Origin of the sequence: Pseudodesulfovibrio nedwellii, from assembly GCF_027923765.1 — a bacterium.
Lineage (GTDB): Bacteria > Desulfobacterota > Desulfovibrionia > Desulfovibrionales > Desulfovibrionaceae > Pseudodesulfovibrio > Pseudodesulfovibrio nedwellii.
This window is the reverse complement of record NZ_AP026709.1, coordinates 3,312,736-3,338,047: the sequence shown is the minus strand read 5'-3', so window position 1 is coordinate 3,338,047 and position 25,312 is coordinate 3,312,736. Positions and strand designations below refer to the sequence as shown.

General features: G+C 51.8%; 22 protein-coding genes. 14 read left to right on the top strand and 8 right to left on the bottom strand.

The annotated features are described in order from the left end of the window. Positions 1-4: 4 nt before the first annotated feature. Positions 5-757 carry a nickel pincer cofactor biosynthesis protein LarB gene (gene larB / locus SYK_RS15550; RefSeq protein ID WP_281761186.1) on the top strand — a complete coding sequence of 251 codons (753 nt, stop codon included), beginning with the start codon at positions 5-7 and terminating at the stop codon, positions 755-757. 192 nt (positions 758-949) lie between these two features. Here larB and SYK_RS15545 read toward each other — a convergent pair whose 3' ends face one another. From SYK_RS15545 to rbsD, 6 genes are all read right to left on the bottom strand, one after another. Further along, positions 950-1,954 carry a substrate-binding domain-containing protein gene (locus SYK_RS15545; RefSeq protein ID WP_281761185.1) on the bottom strand — a complete coding sequence of 335 codons (1,005 nt, stop codon included), beginning with the start codon at positions 1,952-1,954 and terminating at the stop codon, positions 950-952. A 6-nt stretch (positions 1,955-1,960) separates the two neighbouring features. Then, positions 1,961-2,887 carry a ribokinase gene (gene rbsK / locus SYK_RS15540; RefSeq protein ID WP_281761184.1) on the bottom strand — a complete coding sequence of 309 codons (927 nt, stop codon included), beginning with the start codon at positions 2,885-2,887 and terminating at the stop codon, positions 1,961-1,963. 65 nt (positions 2,888-2,952) lie between these two features. Next, on the bottom strand, positions 2,953-3,828 hold the full coding sequence (rbsB, locus tag SYK_RS15535) for a ribose ABC transporter substrate-binding protein RbsB (RefSeq protein WP_281761183.1): 876 nt from the start codon (positions 3,826-3,828) through the stop codon (positions 2,953-2,955). A 19-nt stretch (positions 3,829-3,847) separates the two neighbouring features. Further along, positions 3,848-4,828 (bottom strand): ribose ABC transporter permease, encoded by a 981-nt coding sequence (gene rbsC, locus SYK_RS15530; protein WP_281761182.1) that lies wholly within the window; start codon positions 4,826-4,828, stop codon positions 3,848-3,850. Then, on the bottom strand, positions 4,825-6,327 hold the full coding sequence (rbsA, locus tag SYK_RS15525; RefSeq protein WP_281761181.1) for a ribose ABC transporter ATP-binding protein RbsA: 1,503 nt from the start codon (positions 6,325-6,327) through the stop codon (positions 4,825-4,827). The genes rbsC and rbsA overlap by 4 nt, the downstream gene beginning before the upstream one ends. 11 nt (positions 6,328-6,338) lie before the next feature. Then, positions 6,339-6,758, bottom strand: a complete 420-nt coding sequence (gene rbsD / locus SYK_RS15520) for a D-ribose pyranase (RefSeq protein WP_281761180.1) — start codon at positions 6,756-6,758, stop codon at positions 6,339-6,341. A gap of 313 nt (positions 6,759-7,071) precedes the next feature. Between rbsD and fdhD the strand changes: the two genes are divergently transcribed. The 8 genes from fdhD to SYK_RS15480 all read left to right on the top strand — a co-directional run bounded on the left by fdhD (position 7,072) and on the right by SYK_RS15480 (position 18,465). Then, entirely contained in the window at positions 7,072-7,851 is a 780-nt protein-coding gene (gene fdhD, locus SYK_RS15515) for a formate dehydrogenase accessory sulfurtransferase FdhD (RefSeq protein ID WP_281761179.1), read from the top strand. A 329-nt stretch (positions 7,852-8,180) separates the two neighbouring features. Next, a complete protein-coding gene (locus SYK_RS15510; RefSeq protein WP_281761178.1) occupies positions 8,181-9,068 on the top strand; it encodes a formate dehydrogenase accessory protein FdhE in 888 nt (295 codons plus the stop codon). 37 nt (positions 9,069-9,105) lie between these two features. Then, positions 9,106-10,011, top strand: a complete 906-nt coding sequence (locus SYK_RS15505) for a transposase (RefSeq protein WP_431194136.1) — start codon at positions 9,106-9,108, stop codon at positions 10,009-10,011. 456 nt (positions 10,012-10,467) lie between these two features. Beyond that, positions 10,468-13,494 (top strand): formate dehydrogenase-N subunit alpha, encoded by a 3,027-nt coding sequence (gene fdnG / locus SYK_RS15500; protein WP_281761176.1) that lies wholly within the window; start codon positions 10,468-10,470, stop codon positions 13,492-13,494. Positions 13,495-13,508: 14 nt separating this feature from the next. After that, the gene (locus SYK_RS15495; protein WP_281761175.1) at positions 13,509-14,237 is read left to right on the top strand and encodes a 4Fe-4S dicluster domain-containing protein; all 729 of its coding nucleotides are present in this window, start codon (positions 13,509-13,511) and stop codon (positions 14,235-14,237) included. 270 nt (positions 14,238-14,507) lie between these two features. After that, the gene (locus tag SYK_RS15490) at positions 14,508-15,740 is read left to right on the top strand and encodes an ABC transporter substrate-binding protein (protein ID WP_281761174.1); all 1,233 of its coding nucleotides are present in this window, start codon (positions 14,508-14,510) and stop codon (positions 15,738-15,740) included. Beyond that, positions 15,737-17,752, top strand: coding sequence for an ATP-binding protein (locus SYK_RS15485; protein ID WP_281761173.1), 2,016 nt, complete (start codon positions 15,737-15,739; stop codon positions 17,750-17,752). The genes SYK_RS15490 and SYK_RS15485 overlap by 4 nt, the downstream gene beginning before the upstream one ends. Further along, a complete protein-coding gene (locus SYK_RS15480; RefSeq protein ID WP_281761172.1) occupies positions 17,749-18,465 on the top strand; it encodes a response regulator in 717 nt (238 codons plus the stop codon). The genes SYK_RS15485 and SYK_RS15480 overlap by 4 nt, the downstream gene beginning before the upstream one ends. A 5-nt stretch (positions 18,466-18,470) precedes the next feature. On the opposite strand, the gene SYK_RS15475 is transcribed toward SYK_RS15480, so the two are convergent. Beyond that, the gene (locus SYK_RS15475) at positions 18,471-19,052 is read right to left on the bottom strand and encodes a peroxiredoxin (protein WP_281761171.1); all 582 of its coding nucleotides are present in this window, start codon (positions 19,050-19,052) and stop codon (positions 18,471-18,473) included. Between the two features lie 13 nt (positions 19,053-19,065). Further along, positions 19,066-19,599: a peroxiredoxin family protein gene (locus SYK_RS15470; RefSeq protein WP_281761170.1), complete on the bottom strand. Its 534-nt coding sequence runs from the start codon at positions 19,597-19,599 to the stop codon at positions 19,066-19,068. Positions 19,600-19,857: 258 nt separating this feature from the next. On the opposite strand from SYK_RS15470, the gene wtpA reads away from it, so the two are divergent. The 5 genes from wtpA (at position 19,858) to SYK_RS15445 (ending at position 25,298) form a co-directional block, all read left to right on the top strand. Continuing rightward, positions 19,858-20,838, top strand: a complete 981-nt coding sequence (wtpA, locus tag SYK_RS15465) for a tungstate ABC transporter substrate-binding protein WtpA (protein ID WP_281761169.1) — start codon at positions 19,858-19,860, stop codon at positions 20,836-20,838. Between the two features lie 5 nt (positions 20,839-20,843). Beyond that, positions 20,844-21,674: an ABC transporter permease gene (locus SYK_RS15460; RefSeq protein ID WP_281761168.1), complete on the top strand. Its 831-nt coding sequence runs from the start codon at positions 20,844-20,846 to the stop codon at positions 21,672-21,674. Next, positions 21,671-22,726 carry an ABC transporter ATP-binding protein gene (locus SYK_RS15455; protein ID WP_281761167.1) on the top strand — a complete coding sequence of 352 codons (1,056 nt, stop codon included), beginning with the start codon at positions 21,671-21,673 and terminating at the stop codon, positions 22,724-22,726. The genes SYK_RS15460 and SYK_RS15455 overlap by 4 nt, the downstream gene beginning before the upstream one ends. Positions 22,727-23,107: 381 nt before the next feature. After that, entirely contained in the window at positions 23,108-24,874 is a 1,767-nt protein-coding gene (locus SYK_RS15450) for a sensor histidine kinase (protein ID WP_281761166.1), read from the top strand. Beyond that, the gene (locus SYK_RS15445) at positions 24,867-25,298 is read left to right on the top strand and encodes a response regulator (protein ID WP_281761165.1); all 432 of its coding nucleotides are present in this window, start codon (positions 24,867-24,869) and stop codon (positions 25,296-25,298) included. The genes SYK_RS15450 and SYK_RS15445 overlap by 8 nt, the downstream gene beginning before the upstream one ends. Positions 25,299-25,312: the final 14 nt, after the last annotated feature.

The following is a 25,312-nucleotide window of genomic DNA, read 5'->3' as shown; positions in this document are numbered from 1 at the left end:
GACCATGAATAACAACATGTTAAAAAGTATTCTGCAAGGTGTGCAAGACGGTACTTTGCCCATTGATCAAGGACTGGATAAGCTTCGCGATCTTCCGTTTCTGGACATCGGTCATACCAAGATCGACCTGCATCGATCCCTGCGCAACGGTTTCCCGGAGGTCATCTACGGTTCCGGTAAAACACCTGAACAGGTGGCAAATATTTTCGCGCACATGCAGGAACACGGCAATGTTTTGGCCACTCGCATTACCGAGAAAACAGCCGAACATGTCTGCGCACAATTCCCGGAAGTCCAATACAACGCCACGGCCCGCACCCTCACATGGGTCAAGAACGCAATCAGCTACGGCACCACTGAAATCGCCATTATCACAGCCGGGACTTCAGACCTGCCCGTGGCCGAGGAAGCCAAAGTCACCTGCGAGATACTTGGCACGCGAGCCTCGATCCTCTCGGATGTTGGCGTTGCCGGTATACATCGTCTGTTCGACCGTATGGAGGACATCCGCAAGGCTTCCGTGCTCATCGTCATCGCGGGTATGGAAGGTGCGCTCGCCAGCGTTATCGGCGGGCTGGTGGATCAACCGATCATCGCAGTGCCAACCTCTGTCGGATACGGTGCCAATTTCTCAGGCCTGTCCGCCCTGCTCGGCATGCTCACGTCCTGTGCCAGCGGCGTGACCGTGGTCAATATCGACAACGGTTTCGGAGCAGCCTGCGCTGCCTGTAAAATAGCCAGACTTATTGAAAAATAGCAGATACCACCTTCGGTGGAATTATCAGGTGATTTCGTCTCCGACGGCCAAAGGGTAACACCCTTTGGATTCCCACTATCGCCTTCGGCGAATTGATTCCTTTAAATAACACACCCATTTCCATCTCCCTCCTCGCGAAGCGACACAAAAAGTTTTGAAAAAGGATGAGATAAGGGGGGCTGGAGGCACTCCCTACCCGATCTTACGAACGGAGCGGCGTTCCACCAGCGTGGGTTCGATCTTGATGACCTTACCCTTGGTGCGTTTGCTATCCAGCCTATCGATAAGGGTATCCACGGCCATGGCCGCAATTTCATCCTTGGGCTGATGAATGGTCGTCAAAGGCGGTGCGGCATGTTGCGCGATATAAATATCATCGTATCCGATAAGTGACAGATCGCCAGGGACGTTGATTCCCATACGAGAAGCTTCACTAATAATACCAAGAGTCATCATGTCGTTGCACACGAAAAGGGCTGTAGGACGGTCGGCGAGATCATTTAAACGCTGCATGGCTCGAACACCACCTTCGCACTCGTAATCTCCTTCCACAATCCACTCTTCTCGCACAACCAATCCGGCATCATGCATGGAACTCCGAAATCCTTCCAACCGTTCTTCGGCAGACCGCCTGCCCATGGGCCCGGTCACGCATCCAATGGCCGTGTGCCCCATGGAAATGAGATGTTCAGTCGCCAATCGCGCTCCATAGGGAGAGTTGTCGTAAATACGATCCACGTTGTCGGATTCCGGTCCCCAATCAAAAACCACAATGGGTACACTGCGCTCGGCTTCAAGCAACTTGATCACGTCATCGTTGACCTCGCTGCACAACAAAAGCAGCCCATCCACGCGCTTTTCTTCCAAAGCGTCGAGGTTGGTCTCCATTCGATGGATGTCCCCTTCTGTATTGCAGAGAAATAAAGTGTAACCACGCTCGTAACATCGCCGCTCTACACCATGTACAACTTCAGCAAAAAACGGATTTCGACTGGTCGTAACGAGCATCCCGAGCGTTCGGGTCTTCTGCCCCTTGAGACTGCGCGCGATGGAAGACGGCCGATAGTTCAACTCTCGCACGGCCTTCTTCACCCGATCGCAGGTATCTTCCCTGACAAACCGAGTCTTATTCAAGACATGCGACACGGTTGATGTCGACACTCCAGCAAGCTTTGCTACGTCTTTGATCGTTGCCATAGTATTTTATGCGTTCGCTTTCATAAACGCGTGGACCTCTTTAAGGGTCGGTATGGATGTTTGTGCGCCCAACCGTGTCACAGACAGGGCCGCCGCCGCATGGGAAAATTTGATTGCCGAACGCATGTCCTGCCCTTCTTGAAGGGCCGCGACCAATGCGCCATTGAAAGTATCACCCGCTGCCGTGGTATCCACAGGATCGACTTGATAACCGGGAATCAACTCGGAAGCATCTGGGGAACTCAAATAAGCACCTTGACTCCCGAGCGTAATTAAGACGGTTTCAACGCCTTTGTCATGTAAAATTTCTGCCACTTTACGTGCATCACTTTCTAAGTTGACCGTGATACCGGTCAAAACCTCGGCCTCTGTCTCATTGGGGGTAATCATGGCAAGATCAGCAAGCAAAGAATCCGGCAAGGCACAGGCCGGAGCCGGGTTCAAAATCACACGTATCCCAGCCGCACAGGCTTTTCGGGCAGCCAGAAGCACGCTTTCCAACGGGCTTTCCAATTGCATGAGCAAAGTATCTGCCGCCTGCAAAAGAGACAGGTGCGGCTCAAGTCGTGCAGGGGTCAACGCCGCATTAGCTTCAGGAGATATGGAAATGGAATTCTCACCACTGGCCGCAATCTGAATAAGCGCGATGCCAGTAGGCGTGTCATCCACAGTCATAACACCAGTGGTATCCATGCCGTCCGCCTGAAATCTATCGATCATGTAACGGCCAAAATCATCATCACCGACACAGGCAATAAAACCGACATTCGCGCCAAGACGTGCGGCTGCCACGGCCTGATTCGCACCCTTGCCGCCGGGAATAACCTGATACCCGTGTCCCGTGACGGTTTCACCGGGACGGGGGAAATCATCCACTTGCAGGACGTGGTCGGCATTAACACTGCCGAGGACAATCAGTTTCGGTGAAGCCATAAAAAATACTCTCTTAATTCGAAAAAAGGCGCACCGAGACTGCTCAGTGCGCCAGACATATCGAGTTATTGGACAACCATCAGGGGAACGGGAATATTTGCTTCAACCTTCTGGCCTTTGAGGACCTTGTCGGCTGTCTCAACACCGAGAGAACCGATCAAAGCAGGCTGCTGGGCAATGGTACCGGCCATGTCGCCACGCTTGACAGCGGCAACGCCATCATCTGTGCCGTCAAAACCAACAATAACGACCTTCTTGCCTGCGGCCTGAAGAGCACGCATGGCACCGAGGGCCATTTCATCGTTCTGGGCGAAGACACCCTGCACATCACCGTAGTTGGCAAGCAGGTTTTCCATAACGTTCAAGCCCTTGGTACGGTCAAAGTCGGCAGGCTGGGAAGCCAGAACCTTAAAACCATTGGCCTTGACAGCCTGTTCGAAACCAGCACCACGATCACGGGCGGCGGAAGTACCAGGCAGACCTTCGAGCTGAATAACCATGGCACCCTTGCCAAGCTTTTCAGCCATGAAATCACCGGCCATCTTACCACCTGCGACGTTATCGGAAGCGATGTGAGAAGCCACTTTACCATGAGAAGCGCCGCGATCAAGGGTCAAGACCGGAATACCGGCAGTGTTGATCAAACGAATGGCGTTGGAAACAGCATCGGAATCAGTGGGATTGATCAGAATAGCCTTGACGCCACGAACGGTCAGATCTTCTACATTGGCAAGCTCTTTGGACGGGTCATTCTGGGAATCCAAAACGATCAGCTCGTAGCCCATCTCATTGGCTTTCTTCACTGCACCGTCTTTCAGGGTCACGAAAAATGGGTTGTTCAGCGTGGAAACCACCAGGGCGATGGTGTCCTTTGCCTGAGCAGAGACACCAAGAGCCATGGTCAACACCAAGGCCAAGGCGAGGGTCAAAAGTTTTTTCATCATACACTCCTTATGTTGTTTACTCCTTGCTTTTCGTATCAACCAGGACCGCTAACAGGATGACCAGCGCCTTGGCGATCATCTGATAATAGGAAGATACATCAAGCAAGTTCAATGCATTATTGAGAAATCCAATAATAAGAGCACCGAGCAGGGTTCCCATAATGGTTCCCTTGCCGCCCATAAGGCTGGTGCCACCAAGCACAACCGCCGCGATGGCGTCGAGTTCATATCCATACCCTGCTGTGGGCTGGGCGGACGAAAGACGGGAGGTCACGATCAGACCAGACAATGCCGAAAGAAAACCGGCGATGGCATAAACCGTGATCTTGATGGTATCCACGTTGATACCAGACAAACGAGTAGCGGATTCATTCCCACCAAGGGCATAGATATACCGGCCCAGACGGGTGTGATTGAGCAGGTACCACGCTCCGGCAAACGTGACGGCCATAATCCAAATGGGGACGGGAATGCCGAACAAATAGCCGGTTCCAATGTAGGCGAAAGCGTCAGCAACATCAGTGAACCCAGTGGATATGGGTCGACCATCAGTATAGACAAGCGTCAGCCCTCGAACCATGGTCATGGAAACCAATGTAGCGATAAACGCCTGCACCTTACCCTTGGCTATGATAATGCCACTGGCTGCGCCGAGCAGCGCACCGGCTCCAAGAGCCACTCCCACGGCCAATACGACAGGCATTTCTGCGGCGATAAGACTCGCCCCGATGGCTCCGCACAGGGCCAACACCGACCCGACGGACAGATCAATGCCAGCCGTCAAAATGACCAGCGTCATACCCACGGCCATAATGGCGTTGATGGCCGTCTGCCGCAGAATGTTAAGGATATTGCCCGTGGTAAAAAAATTGGGATTCAAAAAGGAAACAATGACAATCATCACAACAAGCGCAATGAGAGATTTCTGCTGAATCAACCGTTCCTTGATGGATACGGATTGCTCCTGTCCATTTGACATGTTTTTTGCTGCGCTCATGCAGCCTCCTTGCGCGCCCTGCCGATAGCACAGGCCATAAGTTTTTCCTGATCCGCTTCCTGCGCCGTGAATTCACCGCAGAAACGGCCTTCGTGCATGACGGCAATACGATCACTCATACCGAGAATTTCCGGCATTTCTGATGAAATAAGAATAATACTCATACCTTCCGACTTGAAGGAATTAATCAACTGATAAATTTCCTTTTTGGCACCTACGTCCACACCCCGTGTCGGCTCATCGAGAATAAGCACCTTGGGGCGGTCCATGAGTCCCTTGGCAATGGCGACCTTCTGCTGGTTGCCGCCGGATAAATTGCCAACCTCCTGCCTACGGGAAGGCGTTCTGATATTGAAAGCTTTGATATACTCGTCTGCGGCCCGACGTTCATTGATTTGGTCGATATGACCTATGCCGGAACAAAACCCCGTCAGCGCAGTCAATGTCATATTCTCCTTGACCGACAGGCCAAGAATCAAACCGTCCGCCTTTCGATCTTCACTGATATAGGCAATGCCAGCGTGAAGGGCATCGCCGGGAGTCTTAATATCAAGTTGCTTTCCGCCCATGAAGATTTGACCACCATCCATGGGATAAGCTCCATAAATAGCCTTCATCAGCTCGGTACGCCCTGCGCCCATAAGACCAGATATTCCAAGGATTTCACCTTCTCGCACAGAAAATGACAGCCCTTCGAGGCGAGGTCCGATGAGGTCTTTTACCTCCAGACTGACCGCTCCCAATTCCACATCAACACGCGGATACTGCTCTTCCAACCGACGTCCAACCATCATCTCGATGAGTTCGTCTTCGGTGATATCCACCACGGAACTTTCACCGATAAACTGCCCGTCACGCAGGACGGTCACGTCATCACAAATTTCAAAGATTTCCTTGAGACGGTGAGAAATGTAGACCACGCCATGACCGGACTCGCTCAACTCGCGAATGACGGAAAACAACGCTTTTGTTTCGGTGTCTGTCAGAGTGTCGGTTGGCTCATCCATAATGATAACACGGGACTCGAAAGACAGGGCCTTGGCGATCTCTACCATCTGTTGTTCGCCAATCCCCAGCGCACCAAGCCGTGTGTGCGAAGTCCGTGTCACCCCGAGTTTAGCGAGCAGTTCGTTCGCCATCCGAAACATTTCCTTCCAACGGATATGTCCTAGAAAGCCGACCTTTTCACGACCCAAAAATATATTCTCAGCAATGGAGAGTTCCGGCAACAGGTTAAGTTCCTGATGGATGATACTAATGCCCGCTGCCTGCGACGCACGAGGCCCACTGAAAGTACATTCTTCACCCAGATATCGAAGCGTGCCAGCGTCACGTTTGTAGATGCCGGTCAGCACTTTCATGAGCGTTGACTTGCCCGCGCCATTTTCGCCAACCAGCCCCATAACCTTGCCGGGAGTCACCCGCAGATTGACGCCATCCAGGGCCTTGACGCCGGGAAAACTCTTTTCGATATTCTCAAGCCTGAGCAATTCGTCCATGATTCTCTCCGCTAGAAAGCGACGCCTGCCTTGATGGTGACATTGGCATACGGGGTAAACTCTCCCGTCCGCACCACGGCCACACTCTCACGCGTATTTTCCTTGAATACTTCATGACTCACATAACTCACAGGAATGGGTTTGCCACGCTCCGTCTCAACAGAACGCAAAAAATAAAGTAATTCCCTATGTAAATCAGGACTGACGCTCTTAAATTCTTCGGCAAATTCCACTTCCTGAACTTCCATTTCAGAAATAATGGTTTTGACCACATCCATAAAAGACGGAACCCCTTCGGTCACCGCCAGGTCAATGCGCTGTACGTCTGAGGGAATGGGTAACCCTGCGTCGCAGATGGTCAATCCGTCAAAATGACCGAGACTGGCCACGACATATGATACTTCGGCGTTAATAAGTTTTGAATTTTTCATTTTTCCACCGTGGCGCCTATGCGCCGGTTGCCGTGCAAAGTCACCCGCTTGTAACACGAATCGAAACGTTTGCGCAAACGTTTCGATGGCGACAGCAATACACATCTGTGACGGCTTGATTTGCTTGAAAAAACCCAAAAAACACTTTTGAAAATTGAACTATACTCATTCAAAAGTGAAAATGATCCCATGAAAGCAGTGTGAAAACCGGGGGAAATGCGATTGATTTGATTCATGCGAATTGCCTCCGTAAAGAAAGGATACAAGGGAAACGATGTGCGGCTCCCATACCGCAACACCGGGAGGAACAATCATGGATTCTTTCAATTACGAAATACACGAATACAAAGCGGGCTTTGCTCGGACACCAATCAAGTCCATCCGTGAGGTACCGCTGACAATTCACCTCAACGGAAAAGAGGTCGTGACATTGCTGTGCACGGCCAAGCATCCTGAATACCTGGCTATCGGATTTCTCAAATCCGATGCATTTCTGTCCAGCCCGGACCAGATTACCGACATGACCGTACGAGATCTAGGCGACCGCCTCCTGGCTGAGGTGGAGACCTGTCACGACCCGTGGAAAAACCGAGTGCTGGAGCGTTCCATCACTTCCGGTTGTGGCAAAGGTACTAATTTCGGACGCAACACGGCCACTATTTCCAAACGTCGTGTAAACGGTAACGTCAAAGTCACACCTGAACAGATTCTCTCTCTGGCAAAACAACTGCACGAACGCTCTACCCTGTACAACGCCACGCGTGGCTGCCACAATTCATCACTGTGCACACCGGATGAAATGCTGCTTTTTCGAGAAGATATCGGCCGTCACAATGCCATCGACATGATCTGCGGCCAGTGTTTTCTGGACGATGTATCAGTGGATGACAAACTCATCGTGTCCACCGGACGCATCGCCTCTGAAATTCTGCTCAAGGTCATCCGAATCGGCGTCCCCATTCTCGCTTCCACGGCCGTAGCCACGAGTTTTTCCGTGGAACTTGCACGCAAAACCGGCATTACGCTTATTGGCAACATCAAAGACGACAGCTTCTGGGTGTATAATGATAATAAACGGATTATCGGGTTTTAAACATCTCATACCGAACATCTATAGACAAAAACGGCTCAAAATTGATTGCCAGCACACTGTGCTCCGGGCTTATTTTTCCCCGAAATAGGGTAAATCTATAGAAAGACCGCCTTTCTATCGACTTTTTTCATTTCTTCGGAACATACTGAATTGTAGACCTTTTCATCTCGCTTTATGCTCAAAAAGACATAATATTATACTGAAATTAAATAATAATTTCATGACAATGCGTCTTTCTTGTGTCAAAGCTTGAGTAAGTCTCAAGCCTTTGGCATCATAGACAGGCGTCCATACTGTTTTTGTAATCGAACAATCAAAAAGGACGCACCATGGAATTTAATGTGGAACAATATCAACGACGGCTTGAAAAGAAGATCACCCAGTTGAAAGGCAAGTCCTATATTTCCGAAGAACTCGTGAACTTGCTGGCCGACGTGGCACGACTGCAACTGACGGCACGCATTGACGCAACCGTGGTGTTACCGGACGACAGCGAACTTGCTCCGCCCGAAGCAGTGTTTCAGGGAATGTCTCTGATCGGCCGAGAAAACTTTCCACACGACAGTACTCAAGCTGCAAATTTGCTGTTCGACCTTATTACCCTGCTCAAAAAGGCAGGCGGTCCCTTGGGCGACGGAGCCAAAACTGTTGCCAAGGCCATGAAAGACGACGAATTCACCCCGGCAGAGTTGTTCGATAAATTCTTGAACGACGATACGAAATTTTTCGCTTCCTGGACTGAACGCATGCCAGATGCACCCAAAACCATTGCGTTCCTCGCTTTTGCATCGCTCAGCCCGTCCATCGAAGCGGCCGCCGATATTCTGGCTGAAAAACTACCTGACATGAAAGTCCCAGAAGTAGGCACCTGTCCCATTTGTGGCAGTCTGCCGCTCATTTCTTGTCTCAAAGAAAAAGAAGGATACCGGCACGCCACCTGCTCATTCTGTCGCCATGAGTACCGGATCAAGCGCATTGCCTGCCCGGTTTGCGGCGAAGACGACCAGAAAAAGCTGACATTCTTTACCGTTGATGAAGAGCCGGGATTCCGCGTGGACGTCTGCGAATCCTGCAAAACGTATATCAAGACCATTGACTTTCGTAATCTGGACCGCGTAGCCGTACCTGTTCTTGATGATCTGGACTCTTTAGCACTCGACTATGTAGCCGCTGGTCAGGGATACAAGCGCGCAACACTCTCCGCCTGGGGATTCTAACAAAGAGGTGACCATGTCAGCCTTGAACCGAAACAGCATGCACAAGACATCGCATATCATACCCGCAGACTGTGCGCCGGACATTGCCGGTGGATTCGATGCGCTCCTGCATGACGACAAAAAAGCACGTGACTACCTGCTTGAGCTGACATGGCCCACGGGCGACCCTTTCTGCCCGCGGTGTGGTCATCGCAAGGTCTACACCCTGTCCGGCGAACGCCTGCGGTGCGCCAGTTGCAAATACACCTTCCAGCCATTCTCAGGCCGATGGATCAACAACGGAGCACTCAGTCCTTCCGAATGGCTACGACTCATCGTCCTATTCGTGCAGGAATGTTCGGTCCATCAGATGAAGGACCAGCTCGGCCTGTCCTATAATACGGTATACAAAGCCCTGACCGCCATCAGGTTCGCCATCCTCGGCCACGCACTGGATGCACGGCAACTCATCAGCTCGGCCACAGGGCTTGATTCATACCTCAAGGGCAATCGACTAACAGGCGGCCCACGTGACATGCACATGGACACCATCCCAGTCTACGGCATCCTGCGTCGTGACGATATAGTGTTCATCGACCTCGTGCCGGGCTTTCAAGCAGAAACGTTGTTCCATTTCCACATGAACTTCCACCTGAAGCTCATCCGCACCGGTAATCTCGTCTACACGGACAGATACAAGGATTACGACACGCTCATTTTCTGTGGCAACGATTCACTCCCATATGAAATCATTCGCCGCTATGACGAGCCGCCGCACATCGACGCAGTGCAGGACGAATTCTGGGATTACGCCCAGTCCCGGATCAAGAAATTCCGTGGCATCTCCTGCCAGCGGTTCCCCCTCTATATGAAAGAACTCGAATTCCGGTTCAACAACCGGGACAAATCCATCGCCGAAATGCTGGCCGCATACCTTTGTGCGCTAGTGCCCACCCAAGAATAATGCCCTTTTGGTGCAGAACCATGGGGCAGATATCATTTTATGTCCATTTTGACATAACGCAATCGCCCTAACCCCAGTGGGTTTGTAAAAAACACCCCATTTCACCCTGTGTGAAAACTCTGAAAAGTATCCTTTCTTTGAACAGTTCCCTCCAATCCCCCATAACAGGGATAACGGAATTAACTGGGAGAGGTACGCTTATGCGTTTTTCACACAACCATTCGTCGGCTGCAAACGCGACAAGTCCAATGCCCTTCGACGGCCTTGGATTTGCCGCGGACAATGTCCATGCGGCGGCGCAGGAAATGGTCCTGACACCTCTCTGTCATCGCGACAGATCAGGAACCAACCTGCCCGCCCCGGACCAAATCACGCAGCCAAGCGGCTATGAGTTACTCGTGACTTTAGGTTGCGAGATTCGCGGGCGATGACTCGCACTCAACTTTAGGAGGTCGAATGCATACTAACCGAAGGAACTTCCTCAAGCTCTCCGCTGTCGCGGCCACGGCCACGGCTTTTGGCGGACTCGGGCTTGGCTGTACCGCGAAAAAGGCACCCATTGCCGATCGCGCCGAAGCCATGAAGCCCAAGTGGAGCAAACAGACAACGACTATCTGCTGCTACTGTGCAGTGGGTTGCGGTCTCGTCGTCAACACGTCCCTCAAGGACAAACGGGCCATCAACGTTGAAGGTGACCCGGATCATCCCATCAATGAAGGTTCTCTGTGTGCCAAGGGCGCATCCATCTGGCAGTTGGCTGAAAACGACCGCCGCCCGGATTCCGTCCTGTACAGAGCTCCCTATTCCAAAGAATTCACCAAAGTCTCCTTGAGCTGGGCACTGGAAAAAATCGCCCACAACGTCAAGAAGAGCCGCGACGAAACTTTCACCTACAAGAATGCGAAAGGACAAATGGTCAATCGCTGCGACGGTATTGCTTCAGTCGGTTCCGCCGCTCTCGACAACGAGGAGTGCTGGGCTTACCAGACAATGCTCCGCAGCCTTGGTCTGGTGTATGTGGAACACCAGGCTCGTATTTGACACAGCGCAACTGTTGCGGCTCTGGCAGAGTCGTTCGGACGCGGTGCGATGACCAATCACTGGATTGATATCCAGAACTCCGATTGCATTCTTATAATGGGCAGTAACGCTGCCGAAAACCACCCCATCTCTTTCAAGTGGGTGACCAAGGCGCAGGAAAAGGGTGCAACCCTGATCCACGTCGATCCCCGTTTCACCAGGACCTCGGCCAAGGCCGACATGCATGCCAATCTCCGTTCCGGCTCCGATATCGCCGTACTCGGTGGCATGATTAAATACATCCTGGACAAAGACCTGATCTTCAAAGAATACGTTGTTAACTACACCAACGCTTCCTTCATCGTCGGCGACGACTACAAATTCGACGATGGTATCTTCGCCGGTTACGACCCGGAAACCAGGACCTACGACAAATCCAAATGGGCCTTTGCAATGGATGCCGAAGGCAATCCCAAAAAAGACCCCACTCTCAAAGACCCCAAATGCGTTTACCAGATGCTCAAGAAGCACTATGAACGCTACAACATGGACCAAGTCACTTCCATCTCCGGTATGAAGAAGGAAGACCTGATCGCCCTGTACGAGACCTATGCTGCAACCGGCGTAGGCAACAAGGCCGGTACCATCATGTACGCCATGGGCTGGACTCAGCACACCGTTGGTGTACAGAACATCCGCTCCATGGCCATGATCCAGTTGCTGCTCGGTAACATTGGTATAGCTGGTGGCGGCGTTAACGCCCTGCGCGGCGAATCCAACGTTCAGGGTTCCACTGACCACTGTCTGCTGTTCCACATCCTGCCCGGCTACCTGAAGACACCCAAAGCGGGTCAGGATACGCTGGCAGCATATGACAAGGCATACACTCCGGTCTCCAACGATCCCATGTCTGCCAACTGGTGGCAAAACTACCCGAAATACTCCGCATCTCTGCTCAAATCCATGTGGCAGGATGACACTCCAGCAGACGCATACCAATTCCTCCCCCGTTTGGACTCCGGTTCTGCCAGCGAATACTCTTGGCTCACCCTGTTCGACAAAATGGAAAAGGGACAGTTCAAAGGTCTGTTCGCATGGGGCATGAATCCGGCTTGTTCCGGCGCAAATGCCAACAAAAGCCGCCGTGCCTTGGGCAACCTCGACTGGATGGTCAATGTCAACATCTTCCCTAATGAAACCGGTTGGTTTTGGGAAGGTCCCGACATGAAGCCCGAAGAAATCAAGACTGAAGTCTTCTTCCTGCCCTGCGCAGTCTCCATCGAAAAAGAAGGCTCCATCACCAATTCAGGCCGCTGGATGCAGTGGCGTTACAAAGGACCTGATGCACCGCATGGCCTCAAGCCAGACGGCGACCTCATGTATGAATTGATGCATGAAATTCAGGCTCTCTACAAAAAAGACGGCGGCGCATACCCCGAGCCGATCACTCGACTCACTTGGGACGGCATCGCCACTGACGGCGAATTCGATCCGCATAAGACCGCCAAACTCATCAACGGACACTTCACCCGTGACATCGAAGTCAAGGGGAAGCAGTTCAAGAAAGGCGACCTCGTACCGAGTTTCGCATACCTCCAGGCCGATGGTTCAACCGCCTCAGGCAACTGGCTGTACTGTAACTCGTACACCGACAAGGGCAACATGGCCGCTCGTCGCAGTTTGGCGCAAACCCCGGAACAAGCGAAAGTCGGTTTGTACCCGAACTTCTCCTGGTGCTGGCCGGTTAACCGCCGCGTGCTGTACAACCGCGCTTCCGTTGACCTTCAGGGCAAGCCGTACAACCCGGAAAAGCCCGTTATCGAATGGGACGGCAAGAAATGGGTTGGCGATGTGCCTGATGGCGGATGGGCCCCCGGCTCCAAGTACGCCTTCATCATGCGCAAGCATGGCTTCGGCCAGCTGTACGGACCCGGCCGCGCAGACGGCCCGCTGCCCGAATACTACGAACCGCTGGAATGTCCGGTCAAAACACACCCATTCTCCGGCACACTGCATAACCCGACGGCCCTTACCTTCGATTCCGAAGAAAAGGCTGTCTGCGATCCCAAATACCCGTTCGTCGGCACCACATATCGTGTCACCGAACACTGGCAGACCGGTCTGATGACCAGAAACTGCGCATGGCTCACAGAGTGTGAACCACAGGTGTTCGTTGAAATGAGCCCGGAACTTGCGGAACTCAGAGGTATTGAAAACGGCGAAAAGGTCATGGTCGATTCTATCCGTGGTTCCATCTGGGCCAAAGCTATCGTGACCAAGCGACTGAAACCGTTCGAAGTTCAAGGAACGACCATCCATCAGGTTGGCCTGCCTTGGCACTTCGGTTGGACATGGCCCAAGGACGGCGGCGATACAGCCAACATCCTGACTCCGTCCGTCGGCGATCCAAACACCGGCATCCCTGAAACCAAGGCCTTTATGGTCAACGTCCGCAAGGCGTAAAGGAGGAATGACACATGAGTAAGACATTCTTCATCGACCTGACCAAATGTACGGCCTGCCGTGGTTGCCAGGTTGCCTGTAAGCAATGGAAAAAACTGCCCGCTGAAAAGACAGAAAACTGGGGTTCCCACCAGAATCCCAAAGATCTGTCGGGCGTCACCCTGAAACTGGTTCGCTTCGAAGAAGTAGAAACCGACGGCAACATGGACTGGCTGTTCTTCCCCGAGCAATGCCGCCATTGTATCGATCCGCCGTGTCTGGATGCTATGACTATTCCCGGCTCCATCGTGCACGACCAGGAAACCGGTGCAGTCATCTACACCGAACTGACCGCTCAGGAACCGGACAAGGAAGCCTTTGGCATGTCCTGTCCCTACGACATCCCCCGCATCAACGAAGAAACCGGCCAAGTAGTCAAATGCGACATGTGCGTTGACCGCGTCAAAGCCGGCATGCTGCCCGCCTGCGTGCAGACCTGCCCCACCGGGGCCATGAACTTCGGCGATCGGGATGAAATGCTCGCCCTGGCAGACAAACACCTTGAGAAAGCACTGAAAAAGTACCCTGATGCAGAACTTGTCGACATAGACAGCGTACGCGTCATCTATCTGGTGCAGACCGACCCGGACAGCTACTATGAGTCCCTGTCCGCTGACGCTTCCTCCATCCAAAAAAAGGGCCCCTTGTCCAGGAAGCAGTTCCTGGCAAAACTGGCCAGCCCTCTCAAACGGATGAACGGATAACACCATACCACCCCGGCGCGGGTTGCACGCCCGCGCCGGGACTCCTCTCATGGAGAACACCTCCGTAAGAATGTCGCTCGGACCTGCGGCACACAATGCACGGAGTTTTTCAGGCCCCGACGTTCACCGTGCGTCGGGGTCACTCCGTTCCAAGACACTGCTGACAGATGCAGTTTCGTGGGGTTATGAGGATTTCTTGTCTTTTCGGAGCCAAGCCAGTAACGAAGAGTGGCAATACGTTGTTACAAGCGTCGAGCACGGAGCCGAATCATGCAAACCCGACTATGGACACTCATATTTCTCTGCCTGCCCCTGGTTCTGGGCATGAGCGGATGCAACTCCTCGGACGAATCCGCAACCACGGGAGCGACTTCTCCCGGAGTGACCAACAACCAGATCGTTCTCGGTTCATCACTGGCTCTAACCGGTCATGCAGGATATCTCGGCACACAAACCCTACGCGGGGCTGAAGCCTATATCCGCTCCGTCAACGCCAACGGCGGCGTGCATGGTCGTTCCATCAAGATCAAGGCCGTGGACGATTCCTATGATCCACCCAAATGCCTTGCCAATACGCAAAGATTCATCATCGACAACGATGTCTTCGCCCTGTTCTGCTATGTAGGCACACCGACCACAGTCAAAGCCCTGCCACTGGTTGAAGAAGCGCGTATACCTCTTGTGGGAATGTTCACAGGAGCCAACGCCCTGCGTCAGCCTTTCAACCGGTACGTCGTCAACATCAGGGCTTCCTACTATCAAGAAACAAAAGATGCCGTGCGACACATGATCAAGGATCTCGGACTGCAAAAAATCGCAGTTTTCTATCAATATGACACCTACGGATTTGACGGACTCATCGGCGCGGAATTGACACTCAAGGAGTTCAATCTCGAACCTGTGGCCCGCGGTTGGTATATCAGAGGCACCGAGGATATTGATGAGGGGTTGGAAAAAATTCGCAAATCAAAAGCTGAAGCCGTTGTCATGATCGGCACTTATGATGCCTGCGCCCGGTTCATCAACAAGGCTGGCGAACGCGACTATACTCCAACATTTTACACGGTCTCCTTTGTGGGAGCTGAAGAGTTGGCCCGACGCATAAAAACCAACGCCCCCGCCAAAGTACTCATGTCGCAAGTTGTGCCACCGCCGATCATCAACCTGAACAACGACATTGACGCTGCCAGCGAATATGTAACGCTCCTGAATCAATATTTCCCCAATGACACTCCAAGCTTTGTCGGATTGGAAGGATTCCTCAATGCCAGAATCATGGTGGAAGGTTTGCAAAAGGCCGGACGATTCCTAACCCGCGAAAAATTCATCGATGCCATTGAATCCATCCGCGATTTCAAACTCGGACCGGGCATGTCGATCACCTATGGACCATATGACAGGCAAGGACTTGAAGCCATCCACTTCACCCGCCTTCAAGATGGTCAGTTCATGCCATTTTCCGACTGGAAGGGATTGAAACAAGAATTGGGGGTCAAGCCATGACCATGGCCAAGAAGCTGGCTACTCGATTCGATAACATCGGCTTGCGAGAAAAGCTGCTGTTTTCAATGCTTGCGGCTATTCTGTTCATTTCCATCACGATTGCACTAGTTTCCAGATATATCCTGGTCAGTTCCCTGACCCACGAACTGGAAATGCGAGGTTTCGCCATTGCCCACTCTGTGGCAGAACGCGGAGGCTCATACCTGTTGGATAACGATGTGCCCAAGTTGTTGGCCCTGATTTTCGATGAAGGACGCCTTCGTCAACGCAAGAATCTGGTCGCCTACATCTTCATCGAAGATCAAAACGGTAAAATTCTGGCCCACACGTTGACACGAAAACTCCCAGACACCCTGCGCGGAAACACACTGCCCAAGGACAAACACGATTCCATCAAACGACTCGATCTGGGTGGACTGGAAGTCTATGATCTCGCCGCTGCCATCAATGAAGGGTTATATCGCATTGGCACGGTCCACGTAGGGCTAAATAAGAGTCACATTGACTCTTTGGTGGGTAAATTACGCGTAGCCTTTCTCGGCTTCATCTCCGCCGTGGTCCTGATCACCATTTTTCTCAGTTCCTGGCTCTCCAAGTACATCACCAAACCCATTTCTGACCTGACTCGACTGTCCGACGAAATAAGTCGAGGCAACTTTGAAATTCCCCAACACCTCGCGCCGAACGAAGACTGGGATACATCCCGATGTCCAGCTTTCACCAACACAGACCTCCCATGCTGGCACTTCGACCAATCAAGAAGTGGCGAAAAACCCGGTGAAGCTCATCGCAAATGCGCGGACTGTGCCTTCTATCGCAAGCATTCCCTCGGCGATGAAGTCATCCAACTCGGCGATTCATTCCGCAACATGGTCTGGTCCATCAAACTCTATCGTCGCAGACTGCGCGAATCAGAAGAAAAATATCGGTCATTGTTCGACTCCGGTCCGGACCCAATCTTTGTCGTGGAATGCGAATCCGGTATCATCCGAGATGCCAACCCACGCACCGTCGAACTCTATGAATATTCCATGGAAGATCTCATCGGAATGAAATTCCTAAAGCTTGGCCCTGAACACAACCTCGGCTGTCTGGAATATTTCGTTGAGGGAGGCGGGGGATGTGTCTACTTCCCGAAACTACTCCACTACAAACAGGGTGGCGAACCGTTCTTCGTAAACATGCACGCCTGCCCCATTTCATATCGAGGACGGCACGCTATCATCATCGCGGTCACAGACATCACGGAACTCATTGAAAAGGATGCCCAACTTATTCAGGCAGGAAAGATGAAATCCTTGGGTGAAATGTCTGCGGGTGTGGCCCATGAGGTCAACCAGCCGCTCAATGCCATCAAAATGGGCAGTGAATTCCTCTCCATGATGCAAGAAGAAGGCGTCGAAGTTCCCAGAGAAGACTTCCTGCAAGTCGTAAAGGAAATCTCGACCCAAGTTGACCGTGCTGCCGAAATCATCAACACATTGCGATCTTTCGGACGCAAATCCGACCTCATTGAGGAACGTGTCAATCTCAATCAAACCGTCAATGCGGTTCTATCCATTCTACGTCGACAATTCGAGCTGGACAATATCCGTTTCACCCTTGATCTGGATGAAGATTTGCCACCAATAATGGCCCATTCGAACAGATTGCAACAGGTCATCTTCAATCTGGTGACCAATGCCCGGGATGCTCTAAACGATATTTCTTCCCCGGCTGATGGCGCTGAAAACCGACGCATCATGATCCGCACCGGAGCCGAAGGAAAAACCGTCTATGTCGAAGTCGAAGACACTGGCTCCGGTATTGATGAAAAAGACAAACGAAAGATTTTCGAACCGTTCTTCACCACCAAGGAAGCCGGACAGGGCATGGGACTCGGTCTGGCCATCACGTATGGTATCGTCAAGGATTATGGTGGAGACATCCGCATTGACAGTAAACGCGACAAAGGCACGGTTTTCCGCATGGAATTCCCGATAGCCAACACGCGAGGAGAAACCAAGTCATGAAAGAAAAAGTACTGGTCATAGACGACGAACAACCCACCCTAAAAATGTTCACACTCCTGCTTTCAGCTTACGGGTATGAAGTTCTCACAGCGGAAAACGGACAGGAAGGGGTCAGGATTTTCAAGGAAAAAAGCCCCGGTCTGGTCATGACCGACATCAAAATGCCCATCATGGATGGCATTGAGGCTCTCAAGGAAATAAAGAAAATCAATCCGCACACCGAAGTTATTGTCATAACCGGTCACGGCGACATGGATTTGGCCATTCAAGCCCTAAACCTTGATGCCACGGACTTCATCAACAAGCCACTCCAACGCGAGGCATTGGAAAAGGCCCTGACTCGCGCAGGCGAAAGGCTCGCCATCACCAAAAACGAGGAAAGTCAGGTCTCGCTGGAGGACCGCCCCGGAGCCGTGGTCATTGGCGTGCGTGGCAATGTCTCCACACACACCATTCCGCACCTGGCAGACGCCCTGACCAAAGCCAAAGCTCTTGATAAGCCTGTGATGCTCATCGATTTCGAAGAAAACGCATCCATCAACGGAGCTGGAATCACCGGCCTGACCGAATTGCTCAAGGAAAACCGGGAGCAAGGCGTTCGTATCGTGCTGGCTGGACTGTCCAGCAATTTCAAGTCGGTCTTCGAAGCTGTGGGCATCACCCGCTATGCAGAACTCTTCGACAATGGGGAAGAAGCACTAGCTGCACAGTAGAAAGACTACTCGGCGTTCATCTTTTCCAAAGCCTGCATGAGCATGCCCAAATCCGGGCGCTTGTTGATGTCGCCTACATGAATAAAACGAATCACGCCTGTGATATCAATCACGAACAAAGCGCGTTCCGTAAAACCTTCCGAGCGCAACACACCATACTCCGACGCCACCTTGCCATGAGGCCAGAAATCGGACAACACAGGGAAATTGAGTCCTCCCATGGCATCAACCCACGCTTTCTGGGTTGGGGTATTGTCCACGGTGATACCGATAAGTTCCGCATTGTTCGCCTTGAACAAATCCATGGCAAGACGATATCCTGGCCACTGATCTGAGCAGACCGGCGTCCATGCCGCAGGGACAAAGGTCAGCACCACGTTCTTTTTTCCACGGTAATCGCTCAACCGCACTTTTGCATCCGCAATGGACGGCAATTCAAAATCCGGGGCCATATCGCCTTCAGAAACCTTGAGTACGGAATCCACCGGTTTGAGCTTCCCGGCGGAATAGGTCGTCATCTTCTCCGCCATGACAGGCGAAGCCAAAAGACACACCACAAAAAATACTAAAACAAATCTCTTTTTCATATCCTATTCTCGCTTATTTCTCTGTCGTCTCCACGACGATCTTCACAAATTCGTCAACGTCCTCAATCTCACCAATCTGTGAAAAAAGAATAAGCAGTCGCCCTTCCCGCAGGTCCAACAGATAAAACGCCGGGGTCCCCACTTCACCGACCGCTTTGTGCTGCACGTAATCAGGATCTTCCACGAGCGGGTACTCTACCTTGAACTTCTTGCGATAGAATTCGACTTCATACGGCGTATTCCCTGCTGCAACACCGAGGACCTTGATCTGTTTGTCCTGCCCGGTCTTGGCCAATTCCTGATACAAAGTATTCATTTTGGGAGCATCACGTTGGCAGATGGGGCAATACATGCTGTAAACTTCAAGCAGAACGAAATCCGCCTTGATATCCGATATTTTAAACTCACTTCCAGTCACTGAAAGATATTTCATATGGGCTGGAGACATCTTGGCGGTCATGGACAAATCGGGAAAAGTTTCAGCTGCCTGCGCCGGAACAGCGATCAGAAGCACCCAAGCCAGAGCGATCAGTGTCATTTTTTTCATAGGTCTTCCTCATGATATCTGGTGTGTATGCAGACAATTCATCTGCTCTTTTTCATAACTTTATCCTACTCTCAAATATGCCCGAAAAGGCAGGCCAAAGCAATTTTTTCAAACTGTGCAATGATTCCACACCGCCCACAGAATTCCCGCGCCTATAGTGTCAAACCATGGACCGTTTCTCCTCTGTTGACGAATTATGTTAGAGAGAGCATATAAGCCTCATCAATTGAATATATGACTATATGTCTAGGAGGTTTTATGCATTCTCTCTCTCATCAATGTGCCTTGGCCCTGTGTGTCTGTTTAGCAGTCGTCCTCTGTACGTGGAGTCCTGCCTCAGCCGAGCCTACCGGCAAACTGGTTATTTTTCATGCGGGCAGCCTGTCCGTACCCTTCGACGCCATGGAAAAGGCTTTTGAAGCCAAATACCCCGGTGTTGATGTTCAACGGGAATCCGGCGGCTCCACAAAAATGGCCCGCCTTATCTCCGAAGTCGGCAAACCTGCTGATATCATGGCTTCCGCCGACTACGTGGTCATCAACAAGAACCTGATGCCCAAGTACGCATCCTGGAACGTGCGCTTCGCCACCAACCAGATGGTGCTCTGCTACACTGACAACTCCAAGTTCGCCAAAGAAATCAACAGCGACAACTGGACTGACATTTTGCAGAAAAAAGGCGTTGTCTGGGGACATTCAGATCCCAACCTCGACCCATGCGGTTACCGTTCCATCATGGTCCTGCAACTGGCTGAGAAATTCTACAAAAAGCCAGGTCTGGCTGATGCTCTCATCGCCAACCGTCCTGAAAAGAATGTCCGTCCCAAGTCTGTCGAGCTCATTTCACTGCTCCAGTCCGGTCATATGGATTACGCATGGGAATACCTTTCTGTCGCTGTCCAGCACGGCCTCAAATACATCACCATCGACAACCACATGAACTTGAGCAACTACACGTTGACCGACTTCTATTCTCAGGCCCGTGTCAAAGTCACCGGCAAAAAGCCCGGCACTTTCATCGAACGCGTCGGCAAATCCATCACTTACGGCATCACCATGCTCGATACCGCCAAGAACCCGGAAGCCGCCGAGGCTTTCCTGGCATACATGTTCGATCCTGAAGGTGGCCTCAAAATCCTGAAGGATATGGGCCAACCACCTTTCGAGCCTGTTCGCACTGACGAAGCCGGCATGGCAAAACTGCCAGCCAACCTCAAAACTCTCGTGGAAGTCAACTAATAACCATGGCTTCACCCAGCACCGCATACCAGGGAGGCTCCGTTTTACGGGGCCTCCCCGGCTCACTCTTCCAGCTCTGGTTTCTGGGCTCGTCTGTCCTGATCCTGTTGTTCATTGCGGCACCGCTGGCCTCGACTATTGCCGCTCCCACTTGGGAACGACTTGTCGAAACACTCGTCGATCCTGCCGTAATCCAGTCGATCTGGCTTTCCATGTCCACTTCGGGCATGGCAGCACTCATTGCTCTCATTTTCGGAACCCCTCTGGCTTACATTCTCGCCAGACACGAATTTCCGGGGAAAAACGTGGTGGAAAGTATCATCGACCTGCCCATCATGATCCCCCATCCGGTGGTCGGTATATCCTTGCTCAGCCTGACAGGCCGCGACACGTGGTTCGGTACATTCATCTCGGACCTCGGCGTGGAAATCATGGGGACGACCACAGGAATTGTCTCGGTATTGGTTTTCGTGGGACTGCCCTTCTACGTCAACACCGTTAAGGGTGGCATTGAATCCATTCCGCCACGGCTCGAAAATGTTTCCCGCTCTCTGGGTGCCGGTCGTGGACACACATTTTTCCGCATCACACTCCCGCTGTCATGGCGATACATGCTCGTGGGCATGATCATGTGCATGGCCCGCGCCATCAGTGAATTCGGCGCAATCATCATCGTGGCCTACCACCCCATGACCGCTCCTGTACTCATGTACGAACGCTTCACGGCATATGGACTTGGCTGGTCACAACCGGTAGCCGTTATCCTGATTCTGGTAAGCATGCTCTTTTTCCTGCTCCTGCGGGCCTTTTCTCTGCCCAAAAGGAGCGGAATATGATTGATATTCGTAACTTGACCATCCAATTGCCCGGATTTGCCGTCACCGACATCAACCTGCATGTGCGACGCGGTGAATTTTTCACATTGATAGGCCCCACCGGATCTGGCAAAACCCTTGTGCTGGAAAGTCTGGCCGGACTGGCTCCCCAAGGCACGGGTAATTTACTCGTTCATGGTCGAGACGTTGCCAAACTCCCACCGGAACGCCGCAAAGTCAGCCTTGTCTATCAGGACCACTCCCTGTTTCCGCACCTGACCGTCTTGGATAATGTCACCTATGGTCAACGGTATCACGGCGTCGATGCCCGGACAGGTAAAAGGGAAGCGCTTGAACTACTAGAACGCCTCGGCCTGTCCCGCGTGGTCAACCGAAAACCAGACAAGCTGTCCGGTGGCGAAAAACAACGCGTTTCCATTGCCCGCGCCCTTGCCTGTCACCCACGCGTACTCTTGCTCGACGAGCCTATGTCATCGTTGGACCCCCAATTCAGAGCCGAATTGCGACAGACTCTCAAAGAACTACATCAGGACACTGGCCTAACGATCCTCATGGTCACCCACGATTTTGTAGACGCACTGACACTGGCAGACCGCGCCGCCGTCATCCGCAACGGTCGACTTGAACAGGCTGGAGATGTCACCGATATTTTCCGTCAACCTGCCACCCCATTTGTGGCCGAATTCGTGGGCATGGCCAACGTCCTGCCCGCATGCTTCCACAACGGACAATGCTCATTTGCCGGACACACAGTCTCGCTGGACAGAAAACCGGACTGGGACGATGGATACGTCGCCTTCCGCCCAGAAGACATTCTGGTCTCACAAACAAATCGGTTCCCAGACGACTGGTGCACGCTCCGGGGTAACGTCACCCGAATCGACCGCATCGGATTCCATTGGACCGCACAAATCCGATGCGACGACCAGACCGTCACTGCTACCGTCGACCAACTCACGGCTCTGGAACATTCGACAAAAAACACGACTGTACATCTCGGCATAGCCAAGCCACATCTACACTTCATGCCACCTCAGACAATTTCAGCCTGATTCAATTTTCTATCTTTTCCTTTAAAAAAAATACCTCTTGAAAATATAAAAACTGAATCATTCTCAAATGGACGCTTCGAGGTGGTACAAAATGCCTCGCCTCCATTTTTCTTTCATTCTCACCTTTGAAATCAACGGTTTTTCGCCCCATTTTCTCCCGGCGAGGCGTTTTGTACCACCGAGACAAAATGTACCAATTCAAAAGAAAAGCTTGAACTAACTCTCTTTAATTCCCCCTCTCACTTCATCCTGAAGGCTCAATGATGCTCTCTTAATTATTAAAATAAATTCTTTTATTTCAATGAGTAAGAGACGGTAACCCCTATTACCCTCTTTATAGTCGACCATCCATCCAATGGCACACCATTTGCTTTTTAGAGGGTGAGACTCATTGATCTCATTAAAATACGTGGAACCTCGACAAAGACATTGGAACCAGCCATGCACCCTGAAAAGAACGTCTCGTACGACAAACTGTCCCGCAACATCGCGCTGACCATCATCGCGGTTTCGCTGGCTCCGTTGATTCTGGTGGGTGGCCTGATTTTCGACCAATTCCGTTCCATATATCACGAAAAAGTATACGCACACCTTGCCGAGCTCGTAGACAAGCACAAGCATGAGATCGACAGTTTCCTCAAGGAAAAACTCTCGGAAATTCAATACCTCAACAAGGTTTTTACCTACGAACAACTCTCTGACCCCGTATTCATCGAAAATACTCTGAAGGGATTACGTCAGCAGTATGGTCGCATCTTCGTGGACCTCGGAGTGATTGATGAAAACGGCAAGCAGGTGGCATACGCCGGGCCACTCGAGCTGCTCGGTGCCGATTATTCACAGGCTCAATGGTACAAAAAGTCTCGAAACAAGACCACGTACATCAGTGACGTATTCATGGGACTGCGCCAATCTCCTCATTTCATCATCACCATAAACAACATGGATAAACAACAATGGACACTTCGTGCATCCATTGACTTCCTGGCCTTCAGTTCCATCGTTGAAAACATCCGCATCGGTGAAACCGGCTGCGCTTATATTCTCAATCGAGAAGGCGTGTTTCAGACAACACCCCTGAACAACCAGAAAATGGCCTTGACCCCAATCAAGTCCACTCTCATCCCGGCAAGCGTCCGGGGTATCACCATCCGTGAAGCCCTTGCTGAGAATGACGACACATACATCACAGTTTCCTCGCCCATGAAGAACGGCGACTGGTCACTCGTATATCAACAAAATTACGCAGACGCTTTTTCTGCCATGACGCGCAGTGAAATGGTCACACTCATTATTTTCCTGTTGGGCGGCGTTGCCATCGTTGCTACAGCAATCGTCATCTCCCGCAAGCTCGTGGTCAGACTCAAGTCCATGGATGTGGAATCCGAGTTGATGAGCAAGCAGATTGTGGAAACCGGTAAGCTGGCAGCTATCGGCGAACTTGCGGCGGGAATTGCTCACGAAATAAATAACCCCGTTGCCATCATGATCGAGGAAGCGGGATGGGTCAGCGACCTCTTGGAAGATGAAAAGGCCCAAATAAAGGCTTCGACCGAAATCGACCGTGCTCTGCATCAAGTCCGTACTCAGGGACAACGGTGCAAAGACATCACCCATAAGCTCCTCAGCTTTGCCCGACAGTCTGATTCTCGCGCTACTGAAATATCTCTGCCGGAGCTTGTTGAAGAAGTGGTGGACATATCCATGCAACAAGCCAAATACGCCAAGGTGGACTTTTCGCTGGATCTCGACACGGATCTACCGAGTATCAATGCTTCAACCACGGAATTGCAGCAGGTGCTCCTCAATCTCGTGAACAATTCCATCCAAGCCATGGAACCTGTCGGGGGCGTTCTGTCCGTCTCGTGCGGAACCGAGGATAGTCAGATCCTCATCTCGGTGGCCGACACTGGTCCCGGTATCGCGGCTGCCAATCTGAATAGGATATTTGATCCATTTTTCACCACCAAGCCCGTGGGCAAGGGCAGCGGACTTGGACTGTCCATATGTTTCGGAATCATCCACCAAATGGGTGGAGAAATAGATGTTGAAAGTACCGTGGGGAAAGGAACCAGATTCAATATCCGGCTCCCCATTCCTCCTCACCACACCAATCAGGAAACACCAAAGGAGATGCTCCATGACTGATGCCACCGTATTGATAGTGGACGATGAAGTGGGCTTCGTGGAAGCGGTTGCCAAGCGACTCGGTAAGCGAAACATGTCTGTCTTCAAGGCGTTCAACGGCGACGAAGCCATGACTCGGCTTGCAGAAAATCCAGGTATTCAAGTCGTCATTCTGGACATGAAGATGCCCATCAAGGACGGCCTGACAGTCTTGCAGGAAATCAAGGAAGCGTACTCTCTGGTCGAAGTCATCATGTTGACTGGCCATGCAACGGTCCCCACAGCCATCGAGGGAATCCAGCACGGGGCATACGACTATCTCATGAAGCCCTGCGACTTTGAAGAATTGAATGCCAAGATCCTTGAAGCAGTGGCGTTGAAGCAAGACCACGAGGCCGAGGCAGTGGACGCCCGGGTCTCGGACATCGCCCAACGCATGGCGTAACAGTTCGAAGGCGG

Excerpts from the sequence above, each read along its gene's own strand:
- SYK_RS15495 (WP_281761175.1), top strand. The coding sequence starts at position 13,509 with ATGAGTAAGACATTCTTCATCGACCTGACCAAATGTACGGCCTGCCGT.
- rbsB (WP_281761183.1), bottom strand. The coding sequence starts at position 3,828 with ATGAAAAAACTTTTGACCCTCGCCTTGGCCTTGGTGTTGACCATGGCT.
- SYK_RS15485 (WP_281761173.1), top strand. The coding sequence starts at position 15,737 with ATGACCATGGCCAAGAAGCTGGCTACTCGATTCGATAACATCGGCTTG.
- SYK_RS15490 (WP_281761174.1), top strand. The coding sequence starts at position 14,508 with ATGCAAACCCGACTATGGACACTCATATTTCTCTGCCTGCCCCTGGTT.
- larB (WP_281761186.1), top strand. The coding sequence starts at position 5 with ATGAATAACAACATGTTAAAAAGTATTCTGCAAGGTGTGCAAGACGGT.
- rbsC (WP_281761182.1), bottom strand. The coding sequence starts at position 4,828 with ATGAGCGCAGCAAAAAACATGTCAAATGGACAGGAGCAATCCGTATCC.
- SYK_RS15545 (WP_281761185.1), bottom strand. The coding sequence starts at position 1,954 with ATGGCAACGATCAAAGACGTAGCAAAGCTTGCTGGAGTGTCGACATCA.
- SYK_RS15470 (WP_281761170.1), bottom strand. The coding sequence starts at position 19,599 with ATGAAAAAAATGACACTGATCGCTCTGGCTTGGGTGCTTCTGATCGCT.
- SYK_RS15480 (WP_281761172.1), top strand. The coding sequence starts at position 17,749 with ATGAAAGAAAAAGTACTGGTCATAGACGACGAACAACCCACCCTAAAA.
- SYK_RS15460 (WP_281761168.1), top strand. The coding sequence starts at position 20,844 with ATGGCTTCACCCAGCACCGCATACCAGGGAGGCTCCGTTTTACGGGGC.
- SYK_RS15510 (WP_281761178.1), top strand. The coding sequence starts at position 8,181 with ATGGAATTTAATGTGGAACAATATCAACGACGGCTTGAAAAGAAGATC.
- wtpA (WP_281761169.1), top strand. The coding sequence starts at position 19,858 with ATGCATTCTCTCTCTCATCAATGTGCCTTGGCCCTGTGTGTCTGTTTA.
- SYK_RS15475 (WP_281761171.1), bottom strand. The coding sequence starts at position 19,052 with ATGAAAAAGAGATTTGTTTTAGTATTTTTTGTGGTGTGTCTTTTGGCT.
- rbsD (WP_281761180.1), bottom strand. The coding sequence starts at position 6,758 with ATGAAAAATTCAAAACTTATTAACGCCGAAGTATCATATGTCGTGGCC.
- fdhD (WP_281761179.1), top strand. The coding sequence starts at position 7,072 with ATGGATTCTTTCAATTACGAAATACACGAATACAAAGCGGGCTTTGCT.
- SYK_RS15455 (WP_281761167.1), top strand. The coding sequence starts at position 21,671 with ATGATTGATATTCGTAACTTGACCATCCAATTGCCCGGATTTGCCGTC.
- SYK_RS15505 (WP_431194136.1), top strand. The coding sequence starts at position 9,106 with ATGCACAAGACATCGCATATCATACCCGCAGACTGTGCGCCGGACATT.
- SYK_RS15445 (WP_281761165.1), top strand. The coding sequence starts at position 24,867 with ATGACTGATGCCACCGTATTGATAGTGGACGATGAAGTGGGCTTCGTG.
- rbsA (WP_281761181.1), bottom strand. The coding sequence starts at position 6,327 with ATGGACGAATTGCTCAGGCTTGAGAATATCGAAAAGAGTTTTCCCGGC.
- rbsK (WP_281761184.1), bottom strand. The coding sequence starts at position 2,887 with ATGGCTTCACCGAAACTGATTGTCCTCGGCAGTGTTAATGCCGACCAC.